Source organism: Porphyrobacter sp. AAP60 (assembly GCF_001296025.1).
In the GTDB taxonomy this organism is placed as follows: Bacteria; Pseudomonadota; Alphaproteobacteria; order Sphingomonadales; family Sphingomonadaceae; genus Erythrobacter.
The window spans coordinates 92,982-115,646 of record NZ_LJHV01000010.1 but is presented as its reverse complement, the minus strand read 5'-3'; the positions used below and the strand labels follow the sequence as shown (position 1 = coordinate 115,646).

Below are 22,665 nucleotides of genomic sequence, written 5' to 3'. Positions count from 1 at the left end.
CACCGCTCGTGACAAAGGCAATGTCAGCTGCGGAACATCTGGCCAAGGCGAATGCCTCAGCTTCGTCTCTCAATATGCCGGCGGATCGACGAGACATCAAACGGACTATTTGCAAGTTGCTGCCCACAACCCCTTGTTTACTCCGCTGCTCCTGAGCAAGGAAACGTTCTATGCGCCTCGTCTTCATTAACCGCTTCTTCCATCCCGATGAATCCGCAACCTCGTTGATGCTGTCAGACCTGGTCGAAGGGCTCACTCCGCTTGCACTCGATATGCATGTGATCACGGCGGCGGCTTCCTACACGGGGACAGCCGGGAGCACGTCTGGTTCGATGGACCCAAGGGTTACCGTCACCCGCCTGCCGAACCTTCCGATCTCTCAACAGTCTCTTCTCGGGCGTTTGCTGAACTTTATCGCATTCTATCTGGGCGGGCTATTAGCAGGCGCTTCGCATGTGCGGCGGGGCGATCTGGTCATTTGTCTCACCGATCCGCCGCTCATGGGATTGTTCGCTGTCATCCTTGCGCGTCTGAAAGGCGCTGACGTGATTCACTGGGTTCAGGACATCTACCCTGAAACGGCCACCCGGCTCGGCTATGGGACGCCGGCAAATCCCATTGTGCGTCTCGTCACCTGGTTACGCGACTGGGCTTGGAAGAAAGCCTTGATGAACGTTGTTATTGGTGAGCGCATGCGCGATATGCTGCGTTCGCGCGGTGTGGCCGATCACCAGATCATGGTCATCCAGAACTGGGCAGGCGAAGATGAGGTATGGCCGCTAAAGCCTGAAGCGAACAGCTTGCGAAGCGAGTGGGGATACGAGCCCGGTACTCTGGTTATCGGCTATTCAGGTAACCTTGGCAGAGCGCATGATGCCAACACCATGCTCGAGGCGGCCAGTCTCATGAAGCAAGAGCTCGCTGATTCCTTCAAGCTTTTGTTTATTGGGGGCGGCGCCAAGCACGCCTTGGTGGAAGCGGCCATGGGCGCCAACCGCCTTGCTGGCACGATTGATCGGCGGCCCTATCGCCCACGCAGCGAACTTCCGCAAAGCCTTAACGTGCCCGACATTCACTGGCTCTCGCTTGAGCCTGTGCTCGAAGGATTGATTGTTCCGAGCAAATTCTATGGCGCCGCCGCGGTCGGTAAGCCGATTATCTTCATTGGCGATGAGAACGGTGAAGTGGCCCGCCTGATTCGCGCGGCAGACTGCGGAGCGAGCTTCGCAAAGGGTGATGCGCGCGGAGTCGCAGACTTTGTTTTGACATTGGAACGTGACCCAGCGCTTCGTTCGCGTCTCGGAGCCAACGCGAGGACATACTGCCTCGCAGAGCTTTCCCGAACAAAACGCCTGCGCGAATGGCGCGAGATGATCCAAAAAATGCAATCTGAGCGGTTGTAAGCGACGGAGTGGGGCACAGTGCGTAAACCCCATTAATGCTGACGCCTCGGCTCGCGATTCATTCTTTCGTCGCCATCTTAAAAAGTGTTACCGAGGCGAGGTAACGCGTCTCACGGTTTCGAAGCGACGCAGGACGGGCCGTGTCGCCGCTAGGTGATTGATGCTCCACGATCGGCGTCACGGGCGGGCACCATGCGGGCTACGAGGACACAACAAATACCAAATACAGTGCTGAGAGCAGCGGTGCGTAGCGGATAATCCCACCCTGAATGTGTCAGGAGGATACCGATCGCGACCCATCCCGCCCAGGCAAAAGGGGACGCGGAAACGCCCCAGAGACACCGCAGGCAGTAAAGCCACCAGGCGAAGAACACCGCAATCAATAGTAACCCAAGAGCGCCCAAATCAATGACCAGTTCAAGGTAGTCGTTATGCGCATGGTTGATGAACGTGGTGGTTACACGCTCCTGGTCCTCGTAGCGGCGGTATACGTCCTCGAAAGTACCGAGCCCTGAACCAACAGGGAAAAAATCGACTGCCGCAGGAACTGCGTTCATCCGAATTTGTTCGCGCCCGGCCAGTGAGGAGTTTGCATCTGGCGAGAAGGCGTTCTGCCCGGTCCCCATAATTCCAAGCAACAGTGCAGCGAACGCGAGCGCCGGAACTGTTAGCAATCCGAGCAGACGCTTGCGCGGCGTCCAGACGATCAGCACACTGGCGAGCGCGGCCGGCGCCAGCAACGCATATCCTGTTAATGAGCCCACCAGACCGATCCCGATCGCCAATAGGCCAAACACCGCGGCCCCGAAGAGGGTCAGCTCAACCTTGCGCTCAGGCAAGCGGGTTCTGCTCTCGCGCACCAACGCACCGAGGAACGGCAGCGAGACAAGCAGCAGTGTGGCCATGTGATTGGCATTAGCGAAGAACCCGACCATGTAGCCGCGGTTGGTGAAGTCGTAGAGATACCAGTCCGTCTCTGCCCCTCCCAACACCTGCAAAAGCCCCAGAAATAGGGACAAAAGCGCCATGCCAACCAATGCGAGTGCCACAACCACCGTCGGAACGGTCCGCGCAGCCAGCAGCGCGATCCCGGCGCCGAGTGCGGGAAGCAGCCACATCGCCGAGCGCAAACTGTCGTGGAATGAGAGTGTCACAAATCCCGGATCGGGCAGTGCGTTGAGCAACGCCAATTCGGCTGCGATCGCGCTGCGTCCAGGAAGCTGCGCCCACGCCTCGGGTGAGAGCGGAACGAATTGCGCTACTAGGGTTAAAAGACCAAGCGCGCCAAACCCCAGCAGCAAGCGTTCGGGGGCCTTAAGTCCCGCCCAATCGAAACGATAAAAGCCCCAGCCCAGAAATCCGATCCCGCACACTTGCAGAGCGAAGTTGCCAAGGTCGCCCTCTCGGCTCGCACCCCCGATTGCGAGGCATGCAATCAAAAAGGCAGTGAAAAGCCCTTCTCGAACTCGGTTCGTCATGCTCCGCTCTCGACGATCATGATTGTTTCGATCCGGAATGCCCCGCTTCGGGGAGGATCGCTTGCGCGGGCATTCACTTCGAGCCACTGCGCACGACAGTTACCCGATACGACAAAGCTAGTCTCATTGGTCCCCGTGCGTTCGATGCCCAGCCGCGCAATCTCCTCGGCGGGGAAGCAACGCACATTCGCCTGCACTAGGTCATTGGCCCGAGAAGCAGTTACAACGAGCCGATAGGCACCTGCCGGAAGCGTGAGGAGCTGACGCGCGAGCGGCGCATTACGGCGGCCATAGGTCTCGCCGGCAAGGCCGGGCGATTGCCGGGCAGCATAGGCATCGCGGCCGGATGGCAATTCCCAGCCAAAAGGGGGCGGAAGATCCTGTTCGAATGCGCCATCCCGTAGCAAACGCGGTCGGGCCGCTGCATTTGCGGTCAATGCCGACCACACCTGATAGGCTGCATCGACGTTTCCTGCTTGGACCAATGGACGCACAATCGCTCCAATAGTCGCCGGATCTCCCGCGAGGGCATCTGCCGCCTTTGCAACCCTGATCGCGTCTAGCAGCACGGATGGTTCCGCGCCTGAACGCGCTAACTCGGCGAGGACCATCCCCTTGGTTTTGTCTGACTGCAAGGCGCCCATTGCCGACTTGCTGGTTTCAGGATGACCGGCAAGCAGAACCAGTATCTCCGAAGACAGTTCGCGGTTTTGAGGCGCAAGCTGCTGAAGCGCCTCCAAATCCCTGACGGCAGCATCAATGTCGCCGAGGGCGATCGCGGCGTCGACAGCTAGGTATCGCGCCTCGCGCGAGCGGGCATTGCGTCTGCGAGCAATTTCGAGCAGCGCCTGGGATTCAGCGTATTGCTGCTCGTTATAGCGCGCTAATGCAGCAATGATGAAGGGGTCCGCTTCTAGCGGAGCCTTGCGAAGCACAGAGGTCGCTTCGTCAACAATCCCGGAGAGTTCCGCGGCTCCCGACTCGGATAGACGCGAAGTAACTTGCCGCAGCTGGCGCGAAGGATGGATCAGCTTGGTTTCACCTGAAGCGGTGGGCCAGGAACCGGAAGGTGACCAGACGAAAGACAGTCCCGAAAGCAAAAACAGTCCGCATATAACCGGACCGAGAACGGCAAGCCGGAACGCTCTCATCGTCAGGTTTGGTGCCGCTGAGCAGGTTCGTCGAGATATTCGGCGATTTGGATACTCGTTTCGCTGCTGCGCTGCGTGCCGCTGTAATAGGTGCCATAGCCATAGCCGTAGTCGACGGCGCGCCCGCTGGCTTTGGTCAGAGTCCCTCCGAGCAGGTTGGCTTTCGCCATACGAAGCTGCGACAACGCCGCACGTGCCACGGTCGTGCGTGTCTTTCCGCTTTCAATCGCAAACAGCACTCCGTCACTGCTCATGGCCAGAAGGATAGCATCGGCAAAATTTGCCACCGGCGGTGCGTCGATGATGATGTGATCGAAAAGTTCACGCGCCTCTGCGAGGATCGCTTCGAGCCGCACGGCCACGATGATATTGGCCGGGTTGGGCGGGGTCGGACCACTCGGGAGCAAAGACAGGTTTTCGCTGGTCGTTCCAACTAGATGCTCCGACAGTCGCGATGGGGTGGTCAAAAGCGTTGATAGGCCGAACTCGCTCTGCCTCGTCAAAAAGGATGGACGGCGCATATCGGCATCAATCAGGAGCACCCGCTTGCCAGTATCGGAAAGCTGGACCCCGAGCGAATAACTCGTACTCGACTTGCCTTCCTCCGGACGCGAACTCGTGACCAGAAGCACCCGAGGAAAGCCGGTCAGGGTTGACAGTTGCAACCCCGTACGCAGGCTCGCATAGGCATCGTAGACCTGCGAATAGGGATCGCGCACCTCTTCGAGAAAAGCCCCCTTTTCTGCCAGAGGAATGGCTCCAAGCGCTGCGATCCCAAGCTTTTCCCGAAGATCATCCTTCGTTTTTACGGTATTGGTCAAGCGGTCATAGAGAAGGGAAAGTCCGCTTCCTAGTGCCAGCCCCAGCAGGACCCCAAGAAGCACATTGCGCAGGATCGAAGGCTCAAACGGCACCGAGGGCACCTGGGCCTGGTCGACCATTGCGGCCTGCGCGCTGCCCACGCCTTCAACAACGCCAACTTCGTTGTAACGCTCGAGTAAAGCGTCGTAGAGCGACCGGCTTGTGTCAAGTTCGCGCTGAAGGATGTTGTACTGGACTGAATCTTCGCGCTCGCTCAGCGCACTTCCACTCAATTGCGAAACCCTCGCTTGGAGCGCCTGCTCTTCGGCAAGCGCTGCACGATATTCGGCGCCAAGTGCTCCCGCTGCCCGCGAATTTTCGAGACTGATTTGCCGATCAAGCTCATCAATCCTACTTTTCAGGCGCGCCATCTCAGGAAAAGAATCTTGAAGGTAAGTCGATTTTTCGCGGTATTCAGCCTCAAGACCGGCTTTCTCTTGGCGAAGTCCCGCTGCGTTGGCTGCGCCATCGGTCAGGGAGCCAGCCTGACGAAAACGTTGCTCTGCTGTGATACGTTTTTGCTGTGCATTCGCGAGAGCGGCGTTCAATGCGCCCAGTGATTCTCCTGTCAGCGTGGTAGTGCTGCCGCTTCCATCACTGCCCGGCACCACAATGATCCCGTTTTGCTTGGCATAGGCCACCAGCCGCCGCTCGGCATCGTTGACCTCATCGCGCACAACCGCGATACGGCCTTCAAGAAATTTGCGCGCGGATGTGGTTGCCTCATATTTACGATCCAGCGTGAGGTCAATGAACGAGGCGGCAAATCCGTTTACCAGCTTAGCCGCCTCGCGCGGGTCGTCCGAAACATAGGTTAATTCGACCAAGCGACTGTCCGGCGATGGCCTCACGGTCAGATCAGCTGCAATTAAAGCCGCTAGATCACTCACGCTCTGCTCGCTCGTTTTGGCCCCCTCCTGTCGCACTGCTCCAGCCAAGCTAAGGTCCTGGACCACCCGCTCCGCCAATGCCCGGCTCCGAAGAATACCGAGCTGCGTTTCCTGAAACTGGCGGTCAGTCGTGGGTACGACGAGATTCTCGCCGCTTTCGCCGCCATTCGAAAGAACTGGTACGGTCGGAGGGTTGAGTTCGATGGTCGCTGTCGCCCGGTACATCGGGCTCTTAGCCAGTGAGTATCCTAAAGCGAGGACCAATCCGATTAGCGCGGCCAGCCCAATCCACCACTTTCTCTCCCAAAGAACGGAAAGAATTTCGCTAATCGAGAACTCAGTTTCTGCATCGTCGTCAGTCGGATATCCCGCGGCGTAGGGTGCTAGGCCATGAGCGCCATGCTCGACCAAGGATCCGCGCGAATCACGCAGGGGAAACTGTTCTTGGCTTGTCACGAATTATCCTGTCAGATTGGCCGAAATATGCCAAATGTCTGAACGCCCTGAAAGACCTGCTGCCAAGTCTCCTTCGACTTCGAACCCTGTACGATTATGATATCACCGCGGTATATTTCGGGGTCAGGCTCTTGTCCGTTGCGGATCGTGGTCAGGTCGAACCCGGCAATCATTCTCCGGCCGTCAACCTGACGAAATACAAAAACACGCTTTGGGTTTGCGGTCGGGTCCATCCCGCCGCTCACTGCAACCGCCTGGATCAAGGTCATCGTGCCGAAATTCGGGTAAAGGCCAGGTCGCCGGACAGCGCCTTCGACCGTTATGTTGCTGCCCGTGGCCGCGACTACACCAACAGTCACGTCAGGATTCTTCAGATAGTCGACAGACAAGCGCTGCTTCAAACGTTCTTGCAATTCATCGGTTGTTAGATTCACAGCATCGACAGCACCGACCAACGGCATCACGATCCGCCCTGTTAAATCAACCTGATATTCGCCCGAGAGCCTCTCGACCTGAAAGACATTCACCGCGAGCTTGTCAAGCGGGGCGATCCGGTAGTCGCTGGCCAACGCTTCGATCAACGGCGCATCAGGCGCCACAAACCCTTCCGGATTGTACACCACCTCGTCAGAGCGCGACGTAGAACAGCCACAAAGCGCGCCTAGCGAAACCATCAAAAATAAAAGATTCTTCTGCACAACCCGCCAATCTCTAGCATCGCCCCTCTGCACGGGGGCAATCAGCTCACGATCTGATTGCCCCTCGGAGCAGCTTGGCAGCAAACATCACTACGTGACCCTACCGCGTGTAAACAGGCCGATTGCACTTTACTTACAGGGACCATGCAAGACATGACCACTGATAAGATTAAGGCGAAGCCGGATTTCCGTCAGCGGAATCAACAGCAACATAAATGCCACCAAAAATTGCAGCCGCTGCAAACAGCGAAAGGATCACCGAAGTACCGTCGGAACTAAGGCTGGATTCGCCTTCAACCGGCTGCCGCGCCATGGCTACTGCACCAGACTGATTGACAACCTTTGCCTTGGGGCACTCCCGAACCACTTTGTAACCCGAAGCGCCCTTCGCCTTCTCAAGGCTTGAAACGCACTTTGCTTCGGAAGTGCGAGCCGAGTCTGCAGGACTGGCGAATGCGGGAGTTGTACTGAGAACCAAGCCAACAAGGGCAACAGATGCTAGGCGCATGAAAAATCTCCTTCAGAACTGCAATATCAAAAAAGGCTTTCGGTGACCACCCCCAAAAGGCACCATTTTGGGGCGCGGCGCCCCTTAGCTGATGGTCACTTTATATCTATAATATTCATCAGGTTAGGCAATCTCGACAAGCCCTTGCCAAGTGCGGGAAGCGGATTTCAACACAAACTGTGGGATAATGCGCGCATTTTTCACATTTTGTCTGCCGGGCACCTCTTGCACAATGAAGATTCCGCCGACTAAAAAGCCCGCTGTATCTCGCATTCTTGCGCGTCAGTCAGGTGTGACCCTCATAATTTTTGTGCGTATCCACTAGTGCGCATCCAAATGCGCTAGATACCATTGATAAGTTGCCAGAACCCCTTCACGCAGGCTGATCGATGGCCGCCAGCCCATAGCTTGAAGCTTACGCGAATCGAGCAGCTTGCGCGGTGTTCCATCGGGCTTGGTCAAATCATGGCTGATTGTTCCGGCAAATCCGATCACCTCGCACACCATCCGAGTCAGATCGAGGATCGAGACATCTTCGCCGAAACCCACGTTCACATGCATAGGGTCGGAATAATGCCTCATCAGAAAGACACATGCATCCGCAAGGTCATCGACGTGTAGAAACTCGCGGAGGGGGGTTCCAGTCCCCCAGACCACGATGCTCTCAGCACCTTCCAGCTTTGCCTCATGCGTCTTGCGGATCAAAGCCGGCAGAACATGCGAAGTCGTCAGTGAAAAGTTGTCCCCCGGCCCATAGAGGTTGGTCGGCATGGCCGAGATGAAATCTCGGCCATGCTGTCTGCGAAAAGCCTGACCCAGTTTTATCCCGGCAATCTTTGCGATCGCATACCATTCGTTGGTTGGCTCAAGCGGGCCTGTGAGGAGCGCGCCCTCCGCCATCGGTTGTTCCGCCAGCTTAGGATAAATGCAAGACGAGCCAAGAAAAAGGAGCTTTTCGACATCGCTGCGATGCGCAGCCTCAATGATGTTCGCTTCGATCATCAGGTTGTCGTAGAGGAAGTCCGCTGGAAAGCTGTCATTGGCCAGGATCCCCCCGACTTTAGCGGCGGCAACGAAGACCGCCTGAGGCTGATGGTCCGCAAACCAGGCCCGGGTCTGGGCTTGGTCCATGAGATCCAGTTCGGGACGCTCTGCGGTCAAAAGCACACAGCCTTCGCGCTCAAGTCGCCTAACGATCGCCGACCCGGCCATCCCCTTATGTCCTGCGACAAAAACCCGCTTGCCGGAAAGTGAATAGCTAGTGGTCATGATCTTCTACTGATCCCGGATCGCAGCCTGCATGCGCATCACCTCGAGATCGGCGAGCACCATTTCTCGGGCGAGGTCGCGTACGCTGGTTTCATGCCGCCATCCGAGCTTGCGGTGCGCCTTAGACGGGTCGCCCAAGAGAAGATCGACTTCGGTCGGCCGAAAATAAGCCGAATCGACCTCGATCAGGCATCGACCGTCCGCGAGCGAGTAGCCTTTCTCTTCGATTCCTGTTCCGCGAAACTCCACCGGTATGCCCGCATCCTCGAATGCCCAGCGCACAAATTCGCGCACCTCAGTCGTTTCGCCTGTAGCCAGCACGTAGTCGTCCGGCTCCTCTTGCTGGAGCATCAGCCACATGCCCTCGACATATTCCTTGGCATGCCCCCAATCGCGCTTGGCATCTAGGTTGCCAAGGTAGAGTTTGTCTTGCTGCCCCGCCGAAATGGCAGCAGCGGCCCGGGTGATCTTGCGTGTCACAAAGGTCTCGCCGCGCAGCGGGCTCTCGTGGTTGAAGAGAATTCCGTTTGAGGCGTGCAAGCCATAAGCCTCGCGGTAGTTCACCGTAATCCAGTAGGCATATAGCTTTGCCGCAGCATAGGGGCTGCGCGGATAGAACGGCGTGGTCTCGCGCTGGGGCACTTCCTGCACAAGCCCGTAGAGCTCGGAAGTCGAGGCTTGGTAGAACCGACAGGTCTTTTCCAGGCCCAGGATGCGAATCGCCTCAAGCAGGCGTAGGGTGCCGATTGCGTCGGAATTGGCAGTATATTCCGGTGTTTCGAAACTCACTGCCACATGGCTCTGAGCGGCCAGATTATAGATCTCGTCGGGACGAACTTCCTGGATGATCCGGATCAGGTTGGTGGAATCGGTTAGATCGCCATAGTGAAGAACGAAGCGCTGATGCTCCTCGTGTGGATCTTGGTAGATGTCCTCGATCCGCCCGGTGTTGAATGAGGACGAACGGCGCTTGATACCGTGAACTTGATAGCCCTTCTCGAGCAATAGCCTGGCCAGATAGGCACCGTCCTGACCCGTCACCCCGGTAATAATCGCAGTTTTCATTCGCTGTTCTCGCTACTTGTACACACAAAATGGGAAACTTCGAAACGGCGGTGAAATATACTGCCAACGTTAGCCTAGAAATTACGGACGTGCCTAGCCAAGGTGTGATCTCGCGGCCGCTATAGCTGCCAACCGGCGGGACGCAAGGATTCCCACAGCCACACGGAGGGGACCGGCAATGATGATATCGAGCCCGTTTCCCGTCCCGAGTTTGAAAACCGCGCGGCTGTTGTCGCGTACGCCACTCTAGGGTGTGTCAAAACGGATGGTAGCACTGCCCGGCCATGGAAGATTCTTCCCCCTTCGGTATCCTAGATTATCTGAAACAACTTCGGGATATCGGGCAGCTAGATGTTGGCTTCGTTGCGTGTAGCACACCAGTTGACGTTCAGGTCGCGCTTTCCCGCTTGTTATCCGCCCGACATCGCTTGGGAATCGATTGAAATAATCCTCGCGCGCTCTCTGGAGGGGGCAGCTTGTAACATTTTCGCGGTCGCAAACACCAGGACTTGGAACGGTTTTGCACCGGTCAGCTGTACGCTTAAAGATCGCGATATTAGACCGACGAAATTATGAAGCATTCCCATGAGTTTAAGCAGGAGGCGGGAAGGATTGCGCCGGTGACTCAGCCACCAGACCTGGTGCACCCGCTTGCGAGACAGCGCCCCCAAGCGGACACCAGATCATTGCGCTGCCAAGCTTTTGAAACCCGTCAGCCTTGATGACAGACGCGCAAGTTAAGAGTTTCTGCATAAACTGGAGTTAACCTTCTGGCAGAAAGCACGGGAGCTCAGATACACGTGTTCAGCAGGATCGATGGCGAGCTTGAATCTGTTCACACCGGTTGCTGCTGGCGCGCGGCAATATGACTTCGTCAAGGCAGTCGCGGCTAATCCAAGCCAAGTCAAAAGAAGGCGCTAATGTGCGTTCATTTCGGCATTCTACCCGGCACATCGTCATTCGATCCGGTTGTGCTCAGTTAGGGAACCATGGCTTCGCAGGAGACGCGCAAAAAAGCCCGCTTTTGCCGTCGTTTAAGAACACCGTGGTTGATCTACGTAAAAAACAGCGATTAGTATCTAGTGAATGTGTTCACCAAACAGGCAAGGTTCATACCTATGTTTGACGACGCGCTTACTTCTTGAAAAGAGTCTAGACTTTAATACGGATTAAACGTCGTATTGGGAGCAAAATAGCCAATCATGTCCGCATTGCTGCAAATCTTTAGGCTCGATACGAGCGACGCAGATTTGACGCGTGCGCAATTTCAATCGTTCTGTGGCCATATCCCTCTGTTGTACGCCATTTTGGTGTGCAACACCCTAGCGATCGTTTTCTATTCGTTTGAACCGAGCCAGATCCTGCAGACTTTGATCGCACCGATCGCGATCTGCACAGTCGCACTCGTCCGGGCGCGCTGGTGGTCAAGGCAAAGCGAGACCCGTCACCTGTCGGACGCCCAGATTACGGCTCATCTCAAGCGCACGTGCTCAGCAGCAATCGTAATGACGATCACTTACAATGCTTGGGTTATCTGGGTGTTTCAGGATGCCGATGTCGTTTCACGCAGCAATCTGACCTTTTTTCTGGCACTAAGTCAGGTCAGCACAGTCTTTTGCCTGATGACACTGCGGGCTGCGGCCATGCTGGTAGCATTGATCAGCACCGTATCCTTCGCTCTGTATTTTGCATGGGTTGATGACTGGCAGCTTCTTCCCCAAGCGCTGGTGCTCGCATGTGTTTGCGCCGGCATGGTAATGGTAACCCTCAGCTTCAATCGCTCTTTTTCCGAACTGGTGAAATCGCGAGAGGCCCTGCGTCTTCGACAACTGGAAACCGAACGTCTGAGTGACGAAAATCGCCGCATTGCCTTCAGTGACCCGCTCACGGGTTTGCCGAACCGTCGAGAGTTTCTGGCTCGTCTCGACGCGATCGAGGCCGATGAGCACCATTGCCTCAGCACGTTAGCGGTGATGTTTATCGACCTCGATAGCTTCAAAGAGATCAATGACGAGCACGGGCACCAGGCTGGCGACGAACTGATCCGCACCATAGCGGACCGGTTACGCCAGCAATGCCCAGAACAAGGTGTACTGGCGCGGGTTGGCGGCGACGAGTTCACGATCTTGCTCGATACCTCCAAGACACAAGAGTCAGCGCAGCCGATGGCAGTTACTCTGGCCATGCGGTTGCTTGAGGAAATTGCCCTGCCGGTCACTGTCGACAGCCATGTTATGCAAGTCGGTGGCTCTATCGGCGTCACCGCCAACATCGATGCGTCGGCATCGCCTCGCGAGCTGCTCCGCCGGGCGGATCTGGCGATGTACCATGCCAAGACGCAAGGGAAGGGAAAGATCGCCATATACTCAGACGAGCTCGACAAAGGGCGCCTCCGGCGGCTTGATGTCGAAAAGCAGATTGCAAGCGGACTTCGACACGGGGAATTCGATGTTGCCTATCAGCCCATTGTTGACACCCATAGCGGTGCCATTGTTGCAGCAGAGGCGTTGCTGCGATGGCCCCGACGCTCGCGGGGCGAGTTATGGCCATCCGAGTTCATCAGCATTGCAGAAGCTACTGGCCAAATTCATTCTCTTGGATTGTTTGCACTTGAGCGGGCTTGCCGCGAGCTACGACCTCTGCCCGGTCTGATTCTGAGTGTGAATGTGACTCCATCACAATTTCGCCACCCAAGCTTCGGTGTCAGCGTTATGGAAATCCTCGAAAAAACGGGGTTCCCCCCCGAGAGGCTGAAACTGGAAATAACGGAAAGCTTTTTGGTGACCGACCCCAACCGCGCGATCCGCGTTGTGTCAGCGCTCCGGGCCAAGGGGATAACCTTCGCACTCGATGACTTCGGGACTGGCTACACAAGCCTTGACTACCTTCATTCCTACGGCTTCAGCCACATCAAGATCGACAAATCGCTGATTATGGGCCTTGAACCAGAAAGCATGTCGAGAATGCTGGTTTCTAGCGCAGTCAGTCTAGCGTCCGTGCTGGGAATGCAGATTATTGCAGAAGGGGTCGAGACCCCCGCGCAGGCGAACATCCTGCGCGACCTTGGTTGTCATGCAATGCAAGGCTATCTATTTGGTCGTCCAATGCCATTGGAACAGTTGTGCAATCGCTTGAGCAGCTGTCGCGCGCGCGGCAGAAGCGGTCTGCGGCAGACTAGCAGCTAGCGGCCTGACCAAGGTCAGCGGCAATCCGAAGGCAAACTGTCATCTAAGAGTCTGATTCGAAACTATCACGATAGATTTCATGCTCTTGCGATGCGGCGGGCGAAGAGCTGGATTGAGGCGATGAACAGCCATGCGGTCGCTGAGGCGATGGTTTGCTCGAAGTCCTTGGCATGACGCCGGTTGCGACCGAGCCACGCAAAGGTCCGCTCAACCACCCAGCGTCTGGGCAAAACCTTGAAGCCCTTGGCGTGGTCGGACCGCTTGATGATCTCGCCCGTCCATTTCCCGATCTTGCGCAGCGCCTGGCGCAGCTTGTCGCCGGCATAGCCACCAACGGCGAAGATGTGTCTCAGCCAGGGATGCCGACGGATAATCTCGGCCAGCACGAGCGGCGCGCCATCGCGGTCCTGCACGTCAGCGAGGTGAACGACGGCATGAACCAGATTACCATCAGTGTCGGTCACGATGTGACGCTTGGTGTCGATCCACATCGCTGATTTCCTTGGTTCGTTGCAAAACCACAAAATCAACGACTTGTGCTCGCGTCAAGCTAACCCACTGGCATCAAACAACTTAATTTCGGATCAGGCTCTAAAGAGGGCCTTTTGGCGCGGCCCTTGTCCGCGAAAAGGCAGTGGAACCTGCCCGCCGACCAACCAGACCTCCTCGCCAGGAAGATGCTGCTGCCCATAGGGACCGATGCGCTGCGGCGGTCCGTCAGCCTCCCCCGCGCATCGCAGCAAAGGGCGCCGAAAATTTGCCCTCAGTGCCGCGATGCCAGCTTACGGCCTGCCACGTGGCCCTTTCTCGCGACTCCTGAGCAGGACGCGAGGCGACGTAGGGCCATGGTTCCTACATGGTCGTCCGCGGCCAGCGATCGGGAAGGTCATCGCAACATCAGCCGGATAGACCTTCTGCTTGTAAGGGATGACTGTTTGGACGCCGCCCAGCATCCCGGTCTGGCACGGCGCCTTTCCTTTATCGTTCCTGAAACGATTGGAAATCGTGGGCCAGTTGCGGGCAATACTGGCAGCCGAACCCAAGCCCGCAGATACATGTCAGAAACAGTGTTTCACGAGTGCCAATTGAAAGGAATTTCAGGCCAAGTCACATGTCGCAGAGCTTATCCCGTTATGGTTAAGATTAATTTAGATGTTTCCTCGTATTGCAGTGTGTGGAGGCGTTAAGGCTGTTCCGAATGGTCCACTGATACGGATTTGCCGAACGCCTCCAACCCATCTGTAAGGCGTTAAAGTCGGGCTGCGATGATGCTAAAAGCCTGATAACATTGCTTATGCGGCCAGAAACAAAGTTGACGGCAGTGTAAGGCCATTTCAGGTTCACACCGGGCTCGGCCGCTCAAGTCAACAACAGATCGTCCCCGGAGCGGAAACCCGCGAGCCGGCGACCGTTTCTGTGACCGGAGCTCCTTCACTGATCGCCCTGAGCACAGGACAATCGAGGAAGGGCGTGCCTGAGCGAGCGTGAAGGAGTATCGTTCCTTTGAGCACGATGGGGATTGGCTTGCCGCCTTTGATGCAGCTGACATGATGGGCCCAGCAAAGGAAAGCATCGCGAGAGAAGCAAGTTCAGTCGGAAAGCGAGACTCTAGCCCTTAGGTCGCGGGGTGCTTTTTTGGTCATCGCCCCTGATAGCCAGCGGTCATACTCATTATCGCTTAAGTGTGGAGGCGCGTCCTTCTCCAGATCCTGCATGTACTACGCATTGCAGAGCATCAGTGAACGTGGGATTTGGCAGGCTGGGGACACCGTGATTCACCAACAAATCTAGGCCCATGCATCAGATCCAATGCCATCCGGACAAAGGAGACGATAATGTCAAATACCATCCTCCTTCAGCTTGGCACAGGCTGAGATCTGCTGATTTTTGCTGACGAAGCAATCTGTGCTGCACACATCCGGATGGTCATGGATCAGCTGACGGCACCCGACACGTCAGGCCGGGAAGGTTGCCCGCGTACCGGGTGATGATATCTGCGCCCCTCGCATCACAAATGGGATGACAGAGCCTTAACCGCTTTAATTTTTCCAACCTCTGTAAGGCTGACGACAAAACGGCGCCTATCTTCCGGGTCAGGTCTTCGCTCGATCAATTTCATGTTTTCAAGAGCCTGTATCCACCTCAGACCAGTGGTGGCAGGACAGGCCGCTCCGATGCAGGCGCTCGAAACTGAAATATCCTGCCCCAAGGCATTTGCTTTATACAGATCGAGGATGATGTCCCAAGCTGGGCTGACCGAAAAGCCGTGCATGCCAAAAATTTTATCGACGTCGCGTCGTGCCGAATAAATCTTGCTCGCCAGTGCCACCAAGGTGCTATCCGTCGGCACGGTTTCGATTTCATCATCTGAGATCGACCTCAACTCGATCGCCAGAGCTTCCATACGATCTGCAATCGTCTGGCGGTTCTCATGCTGCCCAACCATTGGAGACAAAAATGCCGCGGGACGGGCTGCATGCTCAAGGGATGATTCCAATGACACCTCCATTTTCGCCTCTCATCAGTCACGTTGCCTAACACGACTGCCGTAGCTTTGCCCTGATCCCTGCACATCCTTAGTTGATGAGCGATTCGGGGCGTATTCGTAAAAACGCTTAAGGGTAGGACACATCTTGCTTCGCGCGTGAGACACAAGCGGTCAGCCTGCTCACGGAGGCTCAATGTCCTCTCCGCTTCATGCAGGCTTCATTGAATTTTGTGAAAAAAGATAGCTGGCGTTTGTGCACTCTGAAACCATTGGGGCTTTGTAGCGGAGTGCGGACGCGGTTTAACTTGCGATCTTTACCTTGGATGCAAACGCCGAGTTAGCCGGAGTCCACTGTTAGAGCATTATTCCGTTTCGATATCACCCATCTGCAAGGCGCCCCTGTCACAAAGAGGGACACTGGTTGCATCGAGCTCTGAATTTGTAAGGATGTTTGGCTGAGCCTGCAGCATCAACCGTTTTACCCGCTTGCTTGTATACAATTTTGCGCACTAACAGTGCGCGGGGATTGAAAAAACTGCATGGCTGATTCGCATTTTCAAAAGCAAAAAGACGCTGTCGAACAGGCAATCGCCTTTGCAGAGGCTGCCCTCGAGGTATGTGACAGGCAAGGCTTCATTTTTGCCGCAATCGATATCTCTTCGGCGCTGGACAAGCTCAAATTGATTAAGGACCAAGCTCCAGGCAAATAGGATCATATTACTCCCTTCTGCGCTTGCGATCTATCCTTACAAGATATCGAACCAAGACGCCGTATCGGGGCATATCCTGTCTGACAGTGGGTGGCGTGTGCTACCTAACCTGTTTGCATTCGGCGCTGTGCCAAGGTCGATCCATTTGGACCAAATCGGCAAACGGGGGACCTTTCGGAGGCGGCCGCGGCCAGTCATATCGCGGCCATGATTGGATGCGGCCTCATCTCGCGCCAGTCGAGCAGGCTCAAGGGTCACGACGTAACCTTGAAATTGGCCGAGAACGGACGTTCGATTGCGCGTCACATTCTGTCGCCTGTCTCTGCAGATGGTTGATCTAAAGTCGACGCATGCCGCAGCAGATGCGGTCTTGCCCGTCGGTTCGCGCTATCAGTGTTGTCCCAGCTGCGCTCTTGTCGGTGCCGGGATTCACGGAAACTCGGAAAGCTGGTTGCGTGATTAGCCAGGCGAGTGACACAGAAAACACGGGCCGTATGCCCTGCTAATGGATTACCGGTTCCTGCCCAACAAGGCCCGGCAACTCGACAAGCCCGCCATGCTCATTCGAAATACGATCGATTAACGCTTGGACATGGCCAACAGCCACCCAATCGCGCTTCAGCGCTAGCGTACTCTGCAAAGAGTGCAACAGAGCCAGTTCTTTTCTGGTCATCATGCCCGATATAATCCAATTTGGATGGTAGTCTCATTTCCCGGCCCGACTGTCGAGTCGAGCAGTTTCGGGCGAACCCAAAAAAAGCCCTAATGGCCGCGCTACTTGTCCTATCGCGCTGAGACCTGTCAACGACAGCGAGTGCGCGCCTTCCTTAGTGGGAACTACGGATCTGCTAATTGGCTATTTACCATGACTCAGGTGGCATTCTCCGGTTGACATCAAAGGGGAATGAGCATGGAAAACCAAAATTCTGCGGCACCCAAGCTGCCACTGCATCTTGTTGAAGCCGACGCACGGATCCGATGCGAGATAGCCAATGCAAGCGCCAAAATCGGGCATCACTGCGAGCCTTACGCTGAGCTTGCCGAAATTGCGGCACACGCTCCACGTGAAGGCATCATCATCGTCCGAGATCCGATTGACGGGGAGAGTGTCTCATTGGTCCTAGAGCGCCTTCTCGCTCTAGGCATTTGGCTCCCGGTGGTCGCGTTCGACATTCAACCCAGCCCGGCAAAGGTTGTGCAGGCCATTAAGGGTGGCGCCATCGACTATCTGTCGTTTCCGGTCCAGCCTGAACGCCTCGCCATCTCAATTGCGAGGATTAGCAAGGAAGCCTTGGCTGTAAGCGCAGCGCGGCAGCGGACAGTCGAGGCGCGGAACCGTTTGTCAACTTTGTCGAACCGTGAAATGGAGGTCCTAGAAGGCTTGGCAGGCGGAAGCTCTAACAAGGCAATCGCACGCGACCTCTCTATCAGTCCGCGCACTGTGGAAATCCATCGCGCCAACATGATGACAAAGCTGGGGGTCCGCCATCCGGCTGAGGTTGTTCGCGTGAAAGTTGATGCGATGATGGGTCTTGCTGCCCAGGCTGCCTAGTCGGGCTTGCGCCGCACCCAACCTGTGACATTGCGGCGGGCATTCGAACCAGGCAGGGCCGCTGCGCGAACTGGCCATCAACGAGGAGCTGGTACGTGCCGGACACGCCGGTTCATGACTGCGCTGTAGGCGCAATATCGTGCTTTTCCTCAGCACGGGGTCCGGCAACTCCAAACGGGATGTCGCGATAACTGCCAGCGTGGTGAATGCTGGTCGCCAGTGGGACCGCAATGTGGTCATCTCTAGGCCCTCGATGATCGGGGCACACTGCATTTCGCTCGAACGACGGGCAGATATTACCCCATCGGATCAGCAAACAAACCTGCATCGAGGCCAAAGATTGCGACGGTGTTGCCAACAGCGATCAGAGGTGATCCCCGCTTAATGTGTTGCGGAAGAGACCCACTCCAACGCTGCTTCTAGTTGCTTTCGCTGTGCAATCGAACTGACCGGTTCTGAGAACAGCTTCGTGCACCCGGCTGCACAGAAATTGCGGACCTGCGCTTCCAGTCCGTAAACCTGCTCGGAGGTGCTTACACGCGCGTAGCCGATCAACACCTAAGCACCAAAAACCGCTAACTTTCCATAAAAATACAATCCCAGCGCAAAATCGCTAAGTGACGAAGATTCTTGAGTTTATTGTCGCCCTTCATGGCGCTGATGAAGCGAAGATAGGCTCTCCGCCATAAAGCTTGCTGATCGCCCGTTACTTTTTATCAACAGCCTGAAGCTAAACCGAAAACCATCAACTCGTGATGAAAGATGCCAATGCTCAAACTTCTCCTTACTGCTTCGCTTCTCGCCGCTCCGCAGATCGCCATGGCGCAAGCTGCCAATGTCGCGCAGCCTGCGGTAAACGCTCCTGCCGCTTCGGCCGGCCCGCAGCCCGGCAGCTTCCTTCTGCCTTCCGGGACCATGCTCGTCATTACGCCTGCTCAAGAGATCAGCAGCAAGCACATCGAGGAGGGACAGCAGGTTATGTTCCGTGTCGTTGAGGATGTGGTCGAAGGGAACAAGGTCGTCATCCGCCGTGGTTCGCCCGTAAGTGGAACAATTACGTGGAAGACGGGTCGCGCAATCGGCGGCAAATCCGGCAAGTTCGAAGTCACGTTCGACAGCGTGAGCGTGAGCGGTCGCAGGATCGCGTTGAACGGGATGCACCGCCAAGAGGGGCGCGGCAACAGCGTCGGTGCCCTGCTAGGCTCGATGGTAATCTCTGGCCGCTCGGCCGTCATGATACCCGGCCAACTTGTGAACGTCTTCACCGGGCAAGACTTCGTCTACTATTGAGACCACAGGCGGGGCAGCTCATGGCCTGAGCCGACCGCGGTTAAGGGATAGCTCAGCCAATCGGAGACGAGTTGCGATTGGACTGACAACACCCTGAAGTCTTCGGCTGGGCGCCGGTGCTCGAGAATGATGAAATTATATTCTATCAGATGAACGGTTTCGTCCTCGGGACCTGGCTGGCCGGCAAACTGGATGACGACATGCAGCGAAAGAATGCCGGCGGGTCAGTGTCCTTTGCACTGGTGGACAATGTATCCGACGCAAGCGAGGTTCAGCCACTAATTGATCAGCTGGTGGCCGTCGGAGGTATGTTACGTCGCAGGGGCGACGCCCCTCTTCATCGCGGGCTTCGGGGTTATGTTGCCGACCCTGGGGGGAAACTGCTGGGAGCTCGCTTGGAGCCCAGTTTGGCATATCGATGAGCACGGGCACCTGACGTTTGCGGTCTGACTGTTAAGGAGGACCGGGCGTTCAGCGGGCATTACGCATCAACCGGGCAGTTGCCTCTTCTACCTCATGCAATAGTGCTGCCCGATCGATCTGCGTTAATTGGTCATCCTTTTTCAGGATGATGCCGTCGACCATGACCAACGTGATATCCGACGGCCGAACCGAACGCAGAATCATCGTTGCCGGGTCGACTTGGGGCTGCAACGACAGCGCATCAAGTCGAACAATGATAAGATCGGCGCGCTTGCCGGGACTCAGCGTTCCCGACACGTTGCCCAGACCCAAGGACGCCGCACCATCGCGCGTACCGATCGCTAGCGCATCCAGCGGCGTCATGGCAATTTCGTCACCCTCCTGCGCATTGGCCAGGCCTTGGATGGTTCGCAGTTCGTGCAACAGGTCCGACGCCCCAACCAAAGCAGGCGTGTCGATGGAAGCACCGATCAGAACACTTGCACGCCGCAGCGCCGCGACCGGCGGTATTCCGAAACCGACAGTAAGTTCAGACGAAGGCGCAAGCGATACGGTCGCGCCGCTGCGCGCGATCGCTGCGATCTCATCGCTTTCAGCGTTGACCGCATGGACGATCTGCATGTCGGTGCCAAGCAGGCCGAGTTCCGCGAGGCGCCGGATATGCCCGCGATTGGTGACGCTATTGTTCGCGTGGACGCTCACCGGCAGGCCCCGATCGCGGGCCAGCGCCAGATCTGCGCGCCATACTGAATCGGGTACCGCCGCCGGACGGCCATCCACCGTAGCAATTACCCCGCGCCAGCCAATTCCCAGAGTAAGGCGACCGCCGGCGGACCAAGCGCTCCAGCCATCGTGCAGCCCTGCAAAGTCTCCTACGTCGAGTGGTTGGTCGAACGCTGTCTCGCGGGTCGCGCCATATGAAAATCGCGCTCGAAGGCCGCTTGCGCTCAACCCCGCCAACGCGGCGCGTGCGTGGGCCGGGCTGCGGATGTTGTGGCACCAGTCGTGGACCGTTGTAATCCCGTGATCGATCGCATCGGCAGCGGCGAGCATCGCCGCAAGCCGCATGTCATTGGGATCGAAACGCTTTCCCAAGCGACCGGTCATCTCGAAATAGCCGTTGCCTGCGCTATTGTCGGCCAAGTTCCGCAGCAACGTCGTCCAGAGATGCCAGTGCGTATCGACCAGCCCGGGCAACACGACCGAACGATGCCCGTCAATCAGCGTGGATGCTGGCGCGGAGATATTCTCCCCAATAGCGACAATCAGACCATTGCGGACATGAATATCTTGGCCATTAAGTGCAGCGGACTCCGGCACCATTGTCAATATCGTAGCGCCCCGGATCAGATACTCGCTCGTACCCTCACCCGAACGCGCCGCAGCTGCACTGAGCGGAGCGACTGCAGCTGCGCTTGCGCCAGCCAGTACAGCGCGCCGAGATAGGCGAAAAGCGCGTTTCAAGTCATGATACTCGGCATTTGAACGACTGCTCATGAAGCAACGGTAAAAACCAACAACGTAAAGAAAACCAAGCCGTTCCCAAGGTCGGCAGCTGCAGGTGCCTTTGTGCAGTTGATCGAATTTGGCATGCGGCCCAACTGACGATCTCGCCCCTCCCGGTCATCGCGTGAATGGTGCGCAAAGCGAATTTGATAGACAAACACAAGAAACGCGACCCTACGGGGTGAACCTGACTAGCGTCCATCGATGCGTTAGCTCAATTTGGTGCAGGGTGCGGCCCATGAAAGCCCGCTCATGATTGAACCCCTGCAAAAGGCCTGCGTGCAAAGCGCCGTCTTGCGGTGGCTTACCAGTCCCGGGCTATCGACACCGCATAACATTCGTGGGCAACTTCTTGCTCAGCTTCTGTCTTCGCAGCTCGCGATCGTGATGGGATCTATATCAGGGTTGATCGTCGGCGTTGCCAGTGCAGCACGCCACGGATCGGCGGTCTTTATCATTCTCGTGGTGCTGGAAATCATTCTTCTGTCGGTTCGGCTCCTATCGCTGCGCAGTATTGCCAAAGCGTCAAACGCCGTTCGCATAACCCGCGTCGACCAACCAATATGGCTGTCGATTTTATGGTGCGGGCTTCAGGGGGCTACAGCGTTCTTCGCCATGCGCACAGGCGACACGATCTTGATGGTCCTTACTGCGACGATGGTAATGGCCTTAATCGGTCCGCTGTGCGCCAGAAATTACGCAGCGCCCCGGCTGGCGTTGCTGCTGGTCGCCCTTTGTGACTTTCCGTTCGTAGCGGGCGCCGTCTCAACTGGTAACCCATGGTTTTACATTCTCGTGGGAATAACACCGATGTTTCTGCTTGGCGCAATCCAGATCGTCACAAACTACAACTCGGCTATGGTCCGTGCGCTGACAGCAGAGCATCGAAACCTAGAACTCTCGCGCCGCGATCCGCTTACCGGTCTGTTGAACCGGGGCGGGCTGGACTCGCAGCTTCAGATCCTTGCTCCTACGCGACCGGTGGCGATCATTGCGATGGATCTCGATGGCTTCAAGGAAATAAACGACACTTATGGCCATGCCGCTGGCGACGACATTCTCGAACAGGCCGCTGCTCGCATGCGAAAGCAGGTCTCGGGGCTTTACGCATTGGCGCGATTGGGCGGAGACGAATTCATGGCCGTGCTCGTGGACCAGACACCCCAAGAGGTAAAGGCGAACGCGGAAGAAATCTTATCAGCCATCCGCAACAAGTCGTTTCAATTGCATAACGGATTTTCGGTCAATATCGGCATCAGCGTGGGCTACGCCTGCTTACCGGAAGACGCCCAATCCGTTCTCAAACTGAGGGTTTACGCCGACGACGCTCTTTACGCTGCGAAACATGCTGGCAAGGGACTAACCGCACGCTATTGCCAGAAGATGGCAACAGCCTGATTGCCCCAGTGTTGGGTAGCAGTGCAGAGCGAAGCAGCTAAAGCAAAACAGTCTAATAGGATGGTGACGCTGCTTTCTGGAGCGTTTGCAGTATCTCGGCGGCTCCGCAAAGATGAATTGCCGCGAGTGTGAATCCTGCAGAATCACAAATCTCCAGAGCTTGCTCGGTCAGGTAAAGGGCGGCATTCAATTGATCATTTAACTGAACTTGCTGGGCGTCCATGATGCTCACCTCTACAAATCGTGCTCCAAGCGTTTCCCACCGACACGTCGCTTACCTAACTTTTCAGTCGCACCCACACAATTGTTATCTTGACCAGCCATTACCAACGGC

Annotated in this window: 17 protein-coding genes and 1 pseudogene; 6 read left to right on the top strand and 12 right to left on the bottom strand. The window is 56.5% G+C overall.

Annotated features, from left to right (window positions below; genetic code table 11):
• Positions 1 to 170: 170 nt before the first annotated feature.
• Positions 171 to 1,403: a glycosyltransferase family 4 protein gene (locus IP79_RS10280; RefSeq protein WP_054119211.1), complete on the top strand. Its 1,233-nt coding sequence runs from the start codon at positions 171 to 173 to the stop codon at positions 1,401 to 1,403.
• 149 nt (positions 1,404 to 1,552) lie between these two features.
• On the opposite strand, the gene IP79_RS10275 is transcribed toward IP79_RS10280, so the two are convergent.
• From IP79_RS10275 to gmd, 7 genes are all read right to left on the bottom strand, one after another.
• Entirely contained in the window at positions 1,553 to 2,881 is a 1,329-nt protein-coding gene (locus tag IP79_RS10275) for an O-antigen ligase family protein (protein ID WP_054119210.1), read from the bottom strand.
• Positions 2,878 to 4,032 (bottom strand): tetratricopeptide repeat protein, encoded by a 1,155-nt coding sequence (locus tag IP79_RS10270; protein ID WP_054119209.1) that lies wholly within the window; start codon positions 4,030 to 4,032, stop codon positions 2,878 to 2,880. Before IP79_RS10270 ends, IP79_RS10275 begins: the two co-directional genes overlap by 4 nt.
• Before the next feature lie 2 nt (positions 4,033 to 4,034).
• Positions 4,035 to 6,239 carry a GumC family protein gene (locus IP79_RS10265; RefSeq protein WP_082337162.1) on the bottom strand — a complete coding sequence of 735 codons (2,205 nt, stop codon included), beginning with the start codon at positions 6,237 to 6,239 and terminating at the stop codon, positions 4,035 to 4,037.
• A gap of 11 nt (positions 6,240 to 6,250) precedes the next feature.
• The gene (locus tag IP79_RS10260; protein ID WP_156318275.1) at positions 6,251 to 6,937 is read right to left on the bottom strand and encodes a polysaccharide biosynthesis/export family protein; all 687 of its coding nucleotides are present in this window, start codon (positions 6,935 to 6,937) and stop codon (positions 6,251 to 6,253) included.
• 169 nt (positions 6,938 to 7,106) lie between these two features.
• The gene (locus IP79_RS15510; RefSeq protein ID WP_156318273.1) at positions 7,107 to 7,445 is read right to left on the bottom strand and encodes a hypothetical protein; all 339 of its coding nucleotides are present in this window, start codon (positions 7,443 to 7,445) and stop codon (positions 7,107 to 7,109) included.
• 321 nt (positions 7,446 to 7,766) lie between these two features.
• Positions 7,767 to 8,714: a GDP-L-fucose synthase gene (fcl, locus tag IP79_RS10255; RefSeq protein ID WP_054119206.1), complete on the bottom strand. Its 948-nt coding sequence runs from the start codon at positions 8,712 to 8,714 to the stop codon at positions 7,767 to 7,769.
• Positions 8,715 to 8,720: 6 nt separating this feature from the next.
• Complete coding sequence (gene gmd / locus IP79_RS10250) at positions 8,721 to 9,779, bottom strand: GDP-mannose 4,6-dehydratase (protein ID WP_054119205.1); 1,059 nt, start codon at positions 9,777 to 9,779, stop codon at positions 8,721 to 8,723.
• Between the two features lie 1,202 nt (positions 9,780 to 10,981).
• Here gmd and IP79_RS10245 point away from each other — a divergent pair.
• Entirely contained in the window at positions 10,982 to 12,964 is a 1,983-nt protein-coding gene (locus IP79_RS10245; protein WP_054119204.1) for a putative bifunctional diguanylate cyclase/phosphodiesterase, read from the top strand.
• A gap of 77 nt (positions 12,965 to 13,041) precedes the next feature.
• Here IP79_RS10245 and IP79_RS10240 read toward each other — a convergent pair.
• A pseudogene (locus IP79_RS10240) lies at positions 13,042 to 13,440 on the bottom strand (transposase); the annotation flags it as partial.
• A 1,532-nt stretch (positions 13,441 to 14,972) separates the two neighbouring features.
• Positions 14,973 to 15,461 carry a winged helix DNA-binding protein gene (locus IP79_RS10235; protein ID WP_156318271.1) on the bottom strand — a complete coding sequence of 163 codons (489 nt, stop codon included), beginning with the start codon at positions 15,459 to 15,461 and terminating at the stop codon, positions 14,973 to 14,975.
• 530 nt (positions 15,462 to 15,991) lie between these two features.
• Between IP79_RS10235 and IP79_RS15505 the strand changes: the two genes are divergently transcribed.
• A complete protein-coding gene (locus IP79_RS15505; protein WP_156318270.1) occupies positions 15,992 to 16,162 on the top strand; it encodes a hypothetical protein in 171 nt (56 codons plus the stop codon).
• 910 nt (positions 16,163 to 17,072) lie between these two features.
• Positions 17,073 to 17,714 (top strand): response regulator transcription factor, encoded by a 642-nt coding sequence (locus IP79_RS10230; protein WP_054119245.1) that lies wholly within the window; start codon positions 17,073 to 17,075, stop codon positions 17,712 to 17,714.
• A gap of 381 nt (positions 17,715 to 18,095) precedes the next feature.
• On the opposite strand, the gene IP79_RS15235 is transcribed toward IP79_RS10230, so the two are convergent.
• On the bottom strand, positions 18,096 to 18,272 hold the full coding sequence (locus IP79_RS15235; RefSeq protein WP_082337160.1) for a recombinase family protein: 177 nt from the start codon (positions 18,270 to 18,272) through the stop codon (positions 18,096 to 18,098).
• A 210-nt stretch (positions 18,273 to 18,482) separates the two neighbouring features.
• On the opposite strand from IP79_RS15235, the gene IP79_RS10225 reads away from it, so the two are divergent.
• Positions 18,483 to 19,004 (top strand): hypothetical protein, encoded by a 522-nt coding sequence (locus tag IP79_RS10225; protein ID WP_156318268.1) that lies wholly within the window; start codon positions 18,483 to 18,485, stop codon positions 19,002 to 19,004.
• 471 nt (positions 19,005 to 19,475) lie between these two features.
• Here IP79_RS10225 and IP79_RS10215 read toward each other — a convergent pair whose 3' ends face one another.
• Positions 19,476 to 20,750, bottom strand: a complete 1,275-nt coding sequence (locus IP79_RS10215) for an amidohydrolase family protein (RefSeq protein WP_054119200.1) — start codon at positions 20,748 to 20,750, stop codon at positions 19,476 to 19,478.
• Positions 20,751 to 21,185: 435 nt separating this feature from the next.
• Here IP79_RS10215 and IP79_RS10210 point away from each other — a divergent pair, with 435 nt between their 5' ends.
• Entirely contained in the window at positions 21,186 to 22,331 is a 1,146-nt protein-coding gene (locus tag IP79_RS10210; protein WP_054119199.1) for a sensor domain-containing diguanylate cyclase, read from the top strand.
• 52 nt (positions 22,332 to 22,383) lie between these two features.
• Here the strand turns inward: IP79_RS10210 and IP79_RS15500 are convergent, their stop codons facing one another.
• Positions 22,384 to 22,554, bottom strand: a complete 171-nt coding sequence (locus IP79_RS15500) for a hypothetical protein (protein WP_156318266.1) — start codon at positions 22,552 to 22,554, stop codon at positions 22,384 to 22,386.
• Positions 22,555 to 22,665: the final 111 nt, after the last annotated feature.

Bases quoted from the DNA above. Each gene is read 5' to 3' on its own strand.
- IP79_RS10210 (WP_054119199.1), top strand. From the start codon at position 21,186: ATGATTGAACCCCTGCAAAAGGCCTGCGTGCAAAGCGCCGTCTTGCGG.
- IP79_RS10245 (WP_054119204.1), top strand. From the start codon at position 10,982: ATGTCCGCATTGCTGCAAATCTTTAGGCTCGATACGAGCGACGCAGAT.
- IP79_RS10230 (WP_054119245.1), top strand. From the start codon at position 17,073: ATGGAAAACCAAAATTCTGCGGCACCCAAGCTGCCACTGCATCTTGTT.
- IP79_RS10275 (WP_054119210.1), bottom strand. From the start codon at position 2,881: ATGACGAACCGAGTTCGAGAAGGGCTTTTCACTGCCTTTTTGATTGCA.
- IP79_RS15500 (WP_156318266.1), bottom strand. From the start codon at position 22,554: ATGGACGCCCAGCAAGTTCAGTTAAATGATCAATTGAATGCCGCCCTT.
- IP79_RS15510 (WP_156318273.1), bottom strand. From the start codon at position 7,445: ATGCGCCTAGCATCTGTTGCCCTTGTTGGCTTGGTTCTCAGTACAACT.
- IP79_RS10215 (WP_054119200.1), bottom strand. From the start codon at position 20,750: ATGGTGCCGGAGTCCGCTGCACTTAATGGCCAAGATATTCATGTCCGC.
- IP79_RS10270 (WP_054119209.1), bottom strand. From the start codon at position 4,032: ATGAGAGCGTTCCGGCTTGCCGTTCTCGGTCCGGTTATATGCGGACTG.
- IP79_RS15505 (WP_156318270.1), top strand. From the start codon at position 15,992: ATGGCTGATTCGCATTTTCAAAAGCAAAAAGACGCTGTCGAACAGGCA.
- gmd (WP_054119205.1), bottom strand. From the start codon at position 9,779: ATGAAAACTGCGATTATTACCGGGGTGACGGGTCAGGACGGTGCCTAT.
- IP79_RS10225 (WP_156318268.1), top strand. From the start codon at position 18,483: ATGCTCAAACTTCTCCTTACTGCTTCGCTTCTCGCCGCTCCGCAGATC.
- IP79_RS10280 (WP_054119211.1), top strand. From the start codon at position 171: ATGCGCCTCGTCTTCATTAACCGCTTCTTCCATCCCGATGAATCCGCA.
- fcl (WP_054119206.1), bottom strand. From the start codon at position 8,714: ATGACCACTAGCTATTCACTTTCCGGCAAGCGGGTTTTTGTCGCAGGA.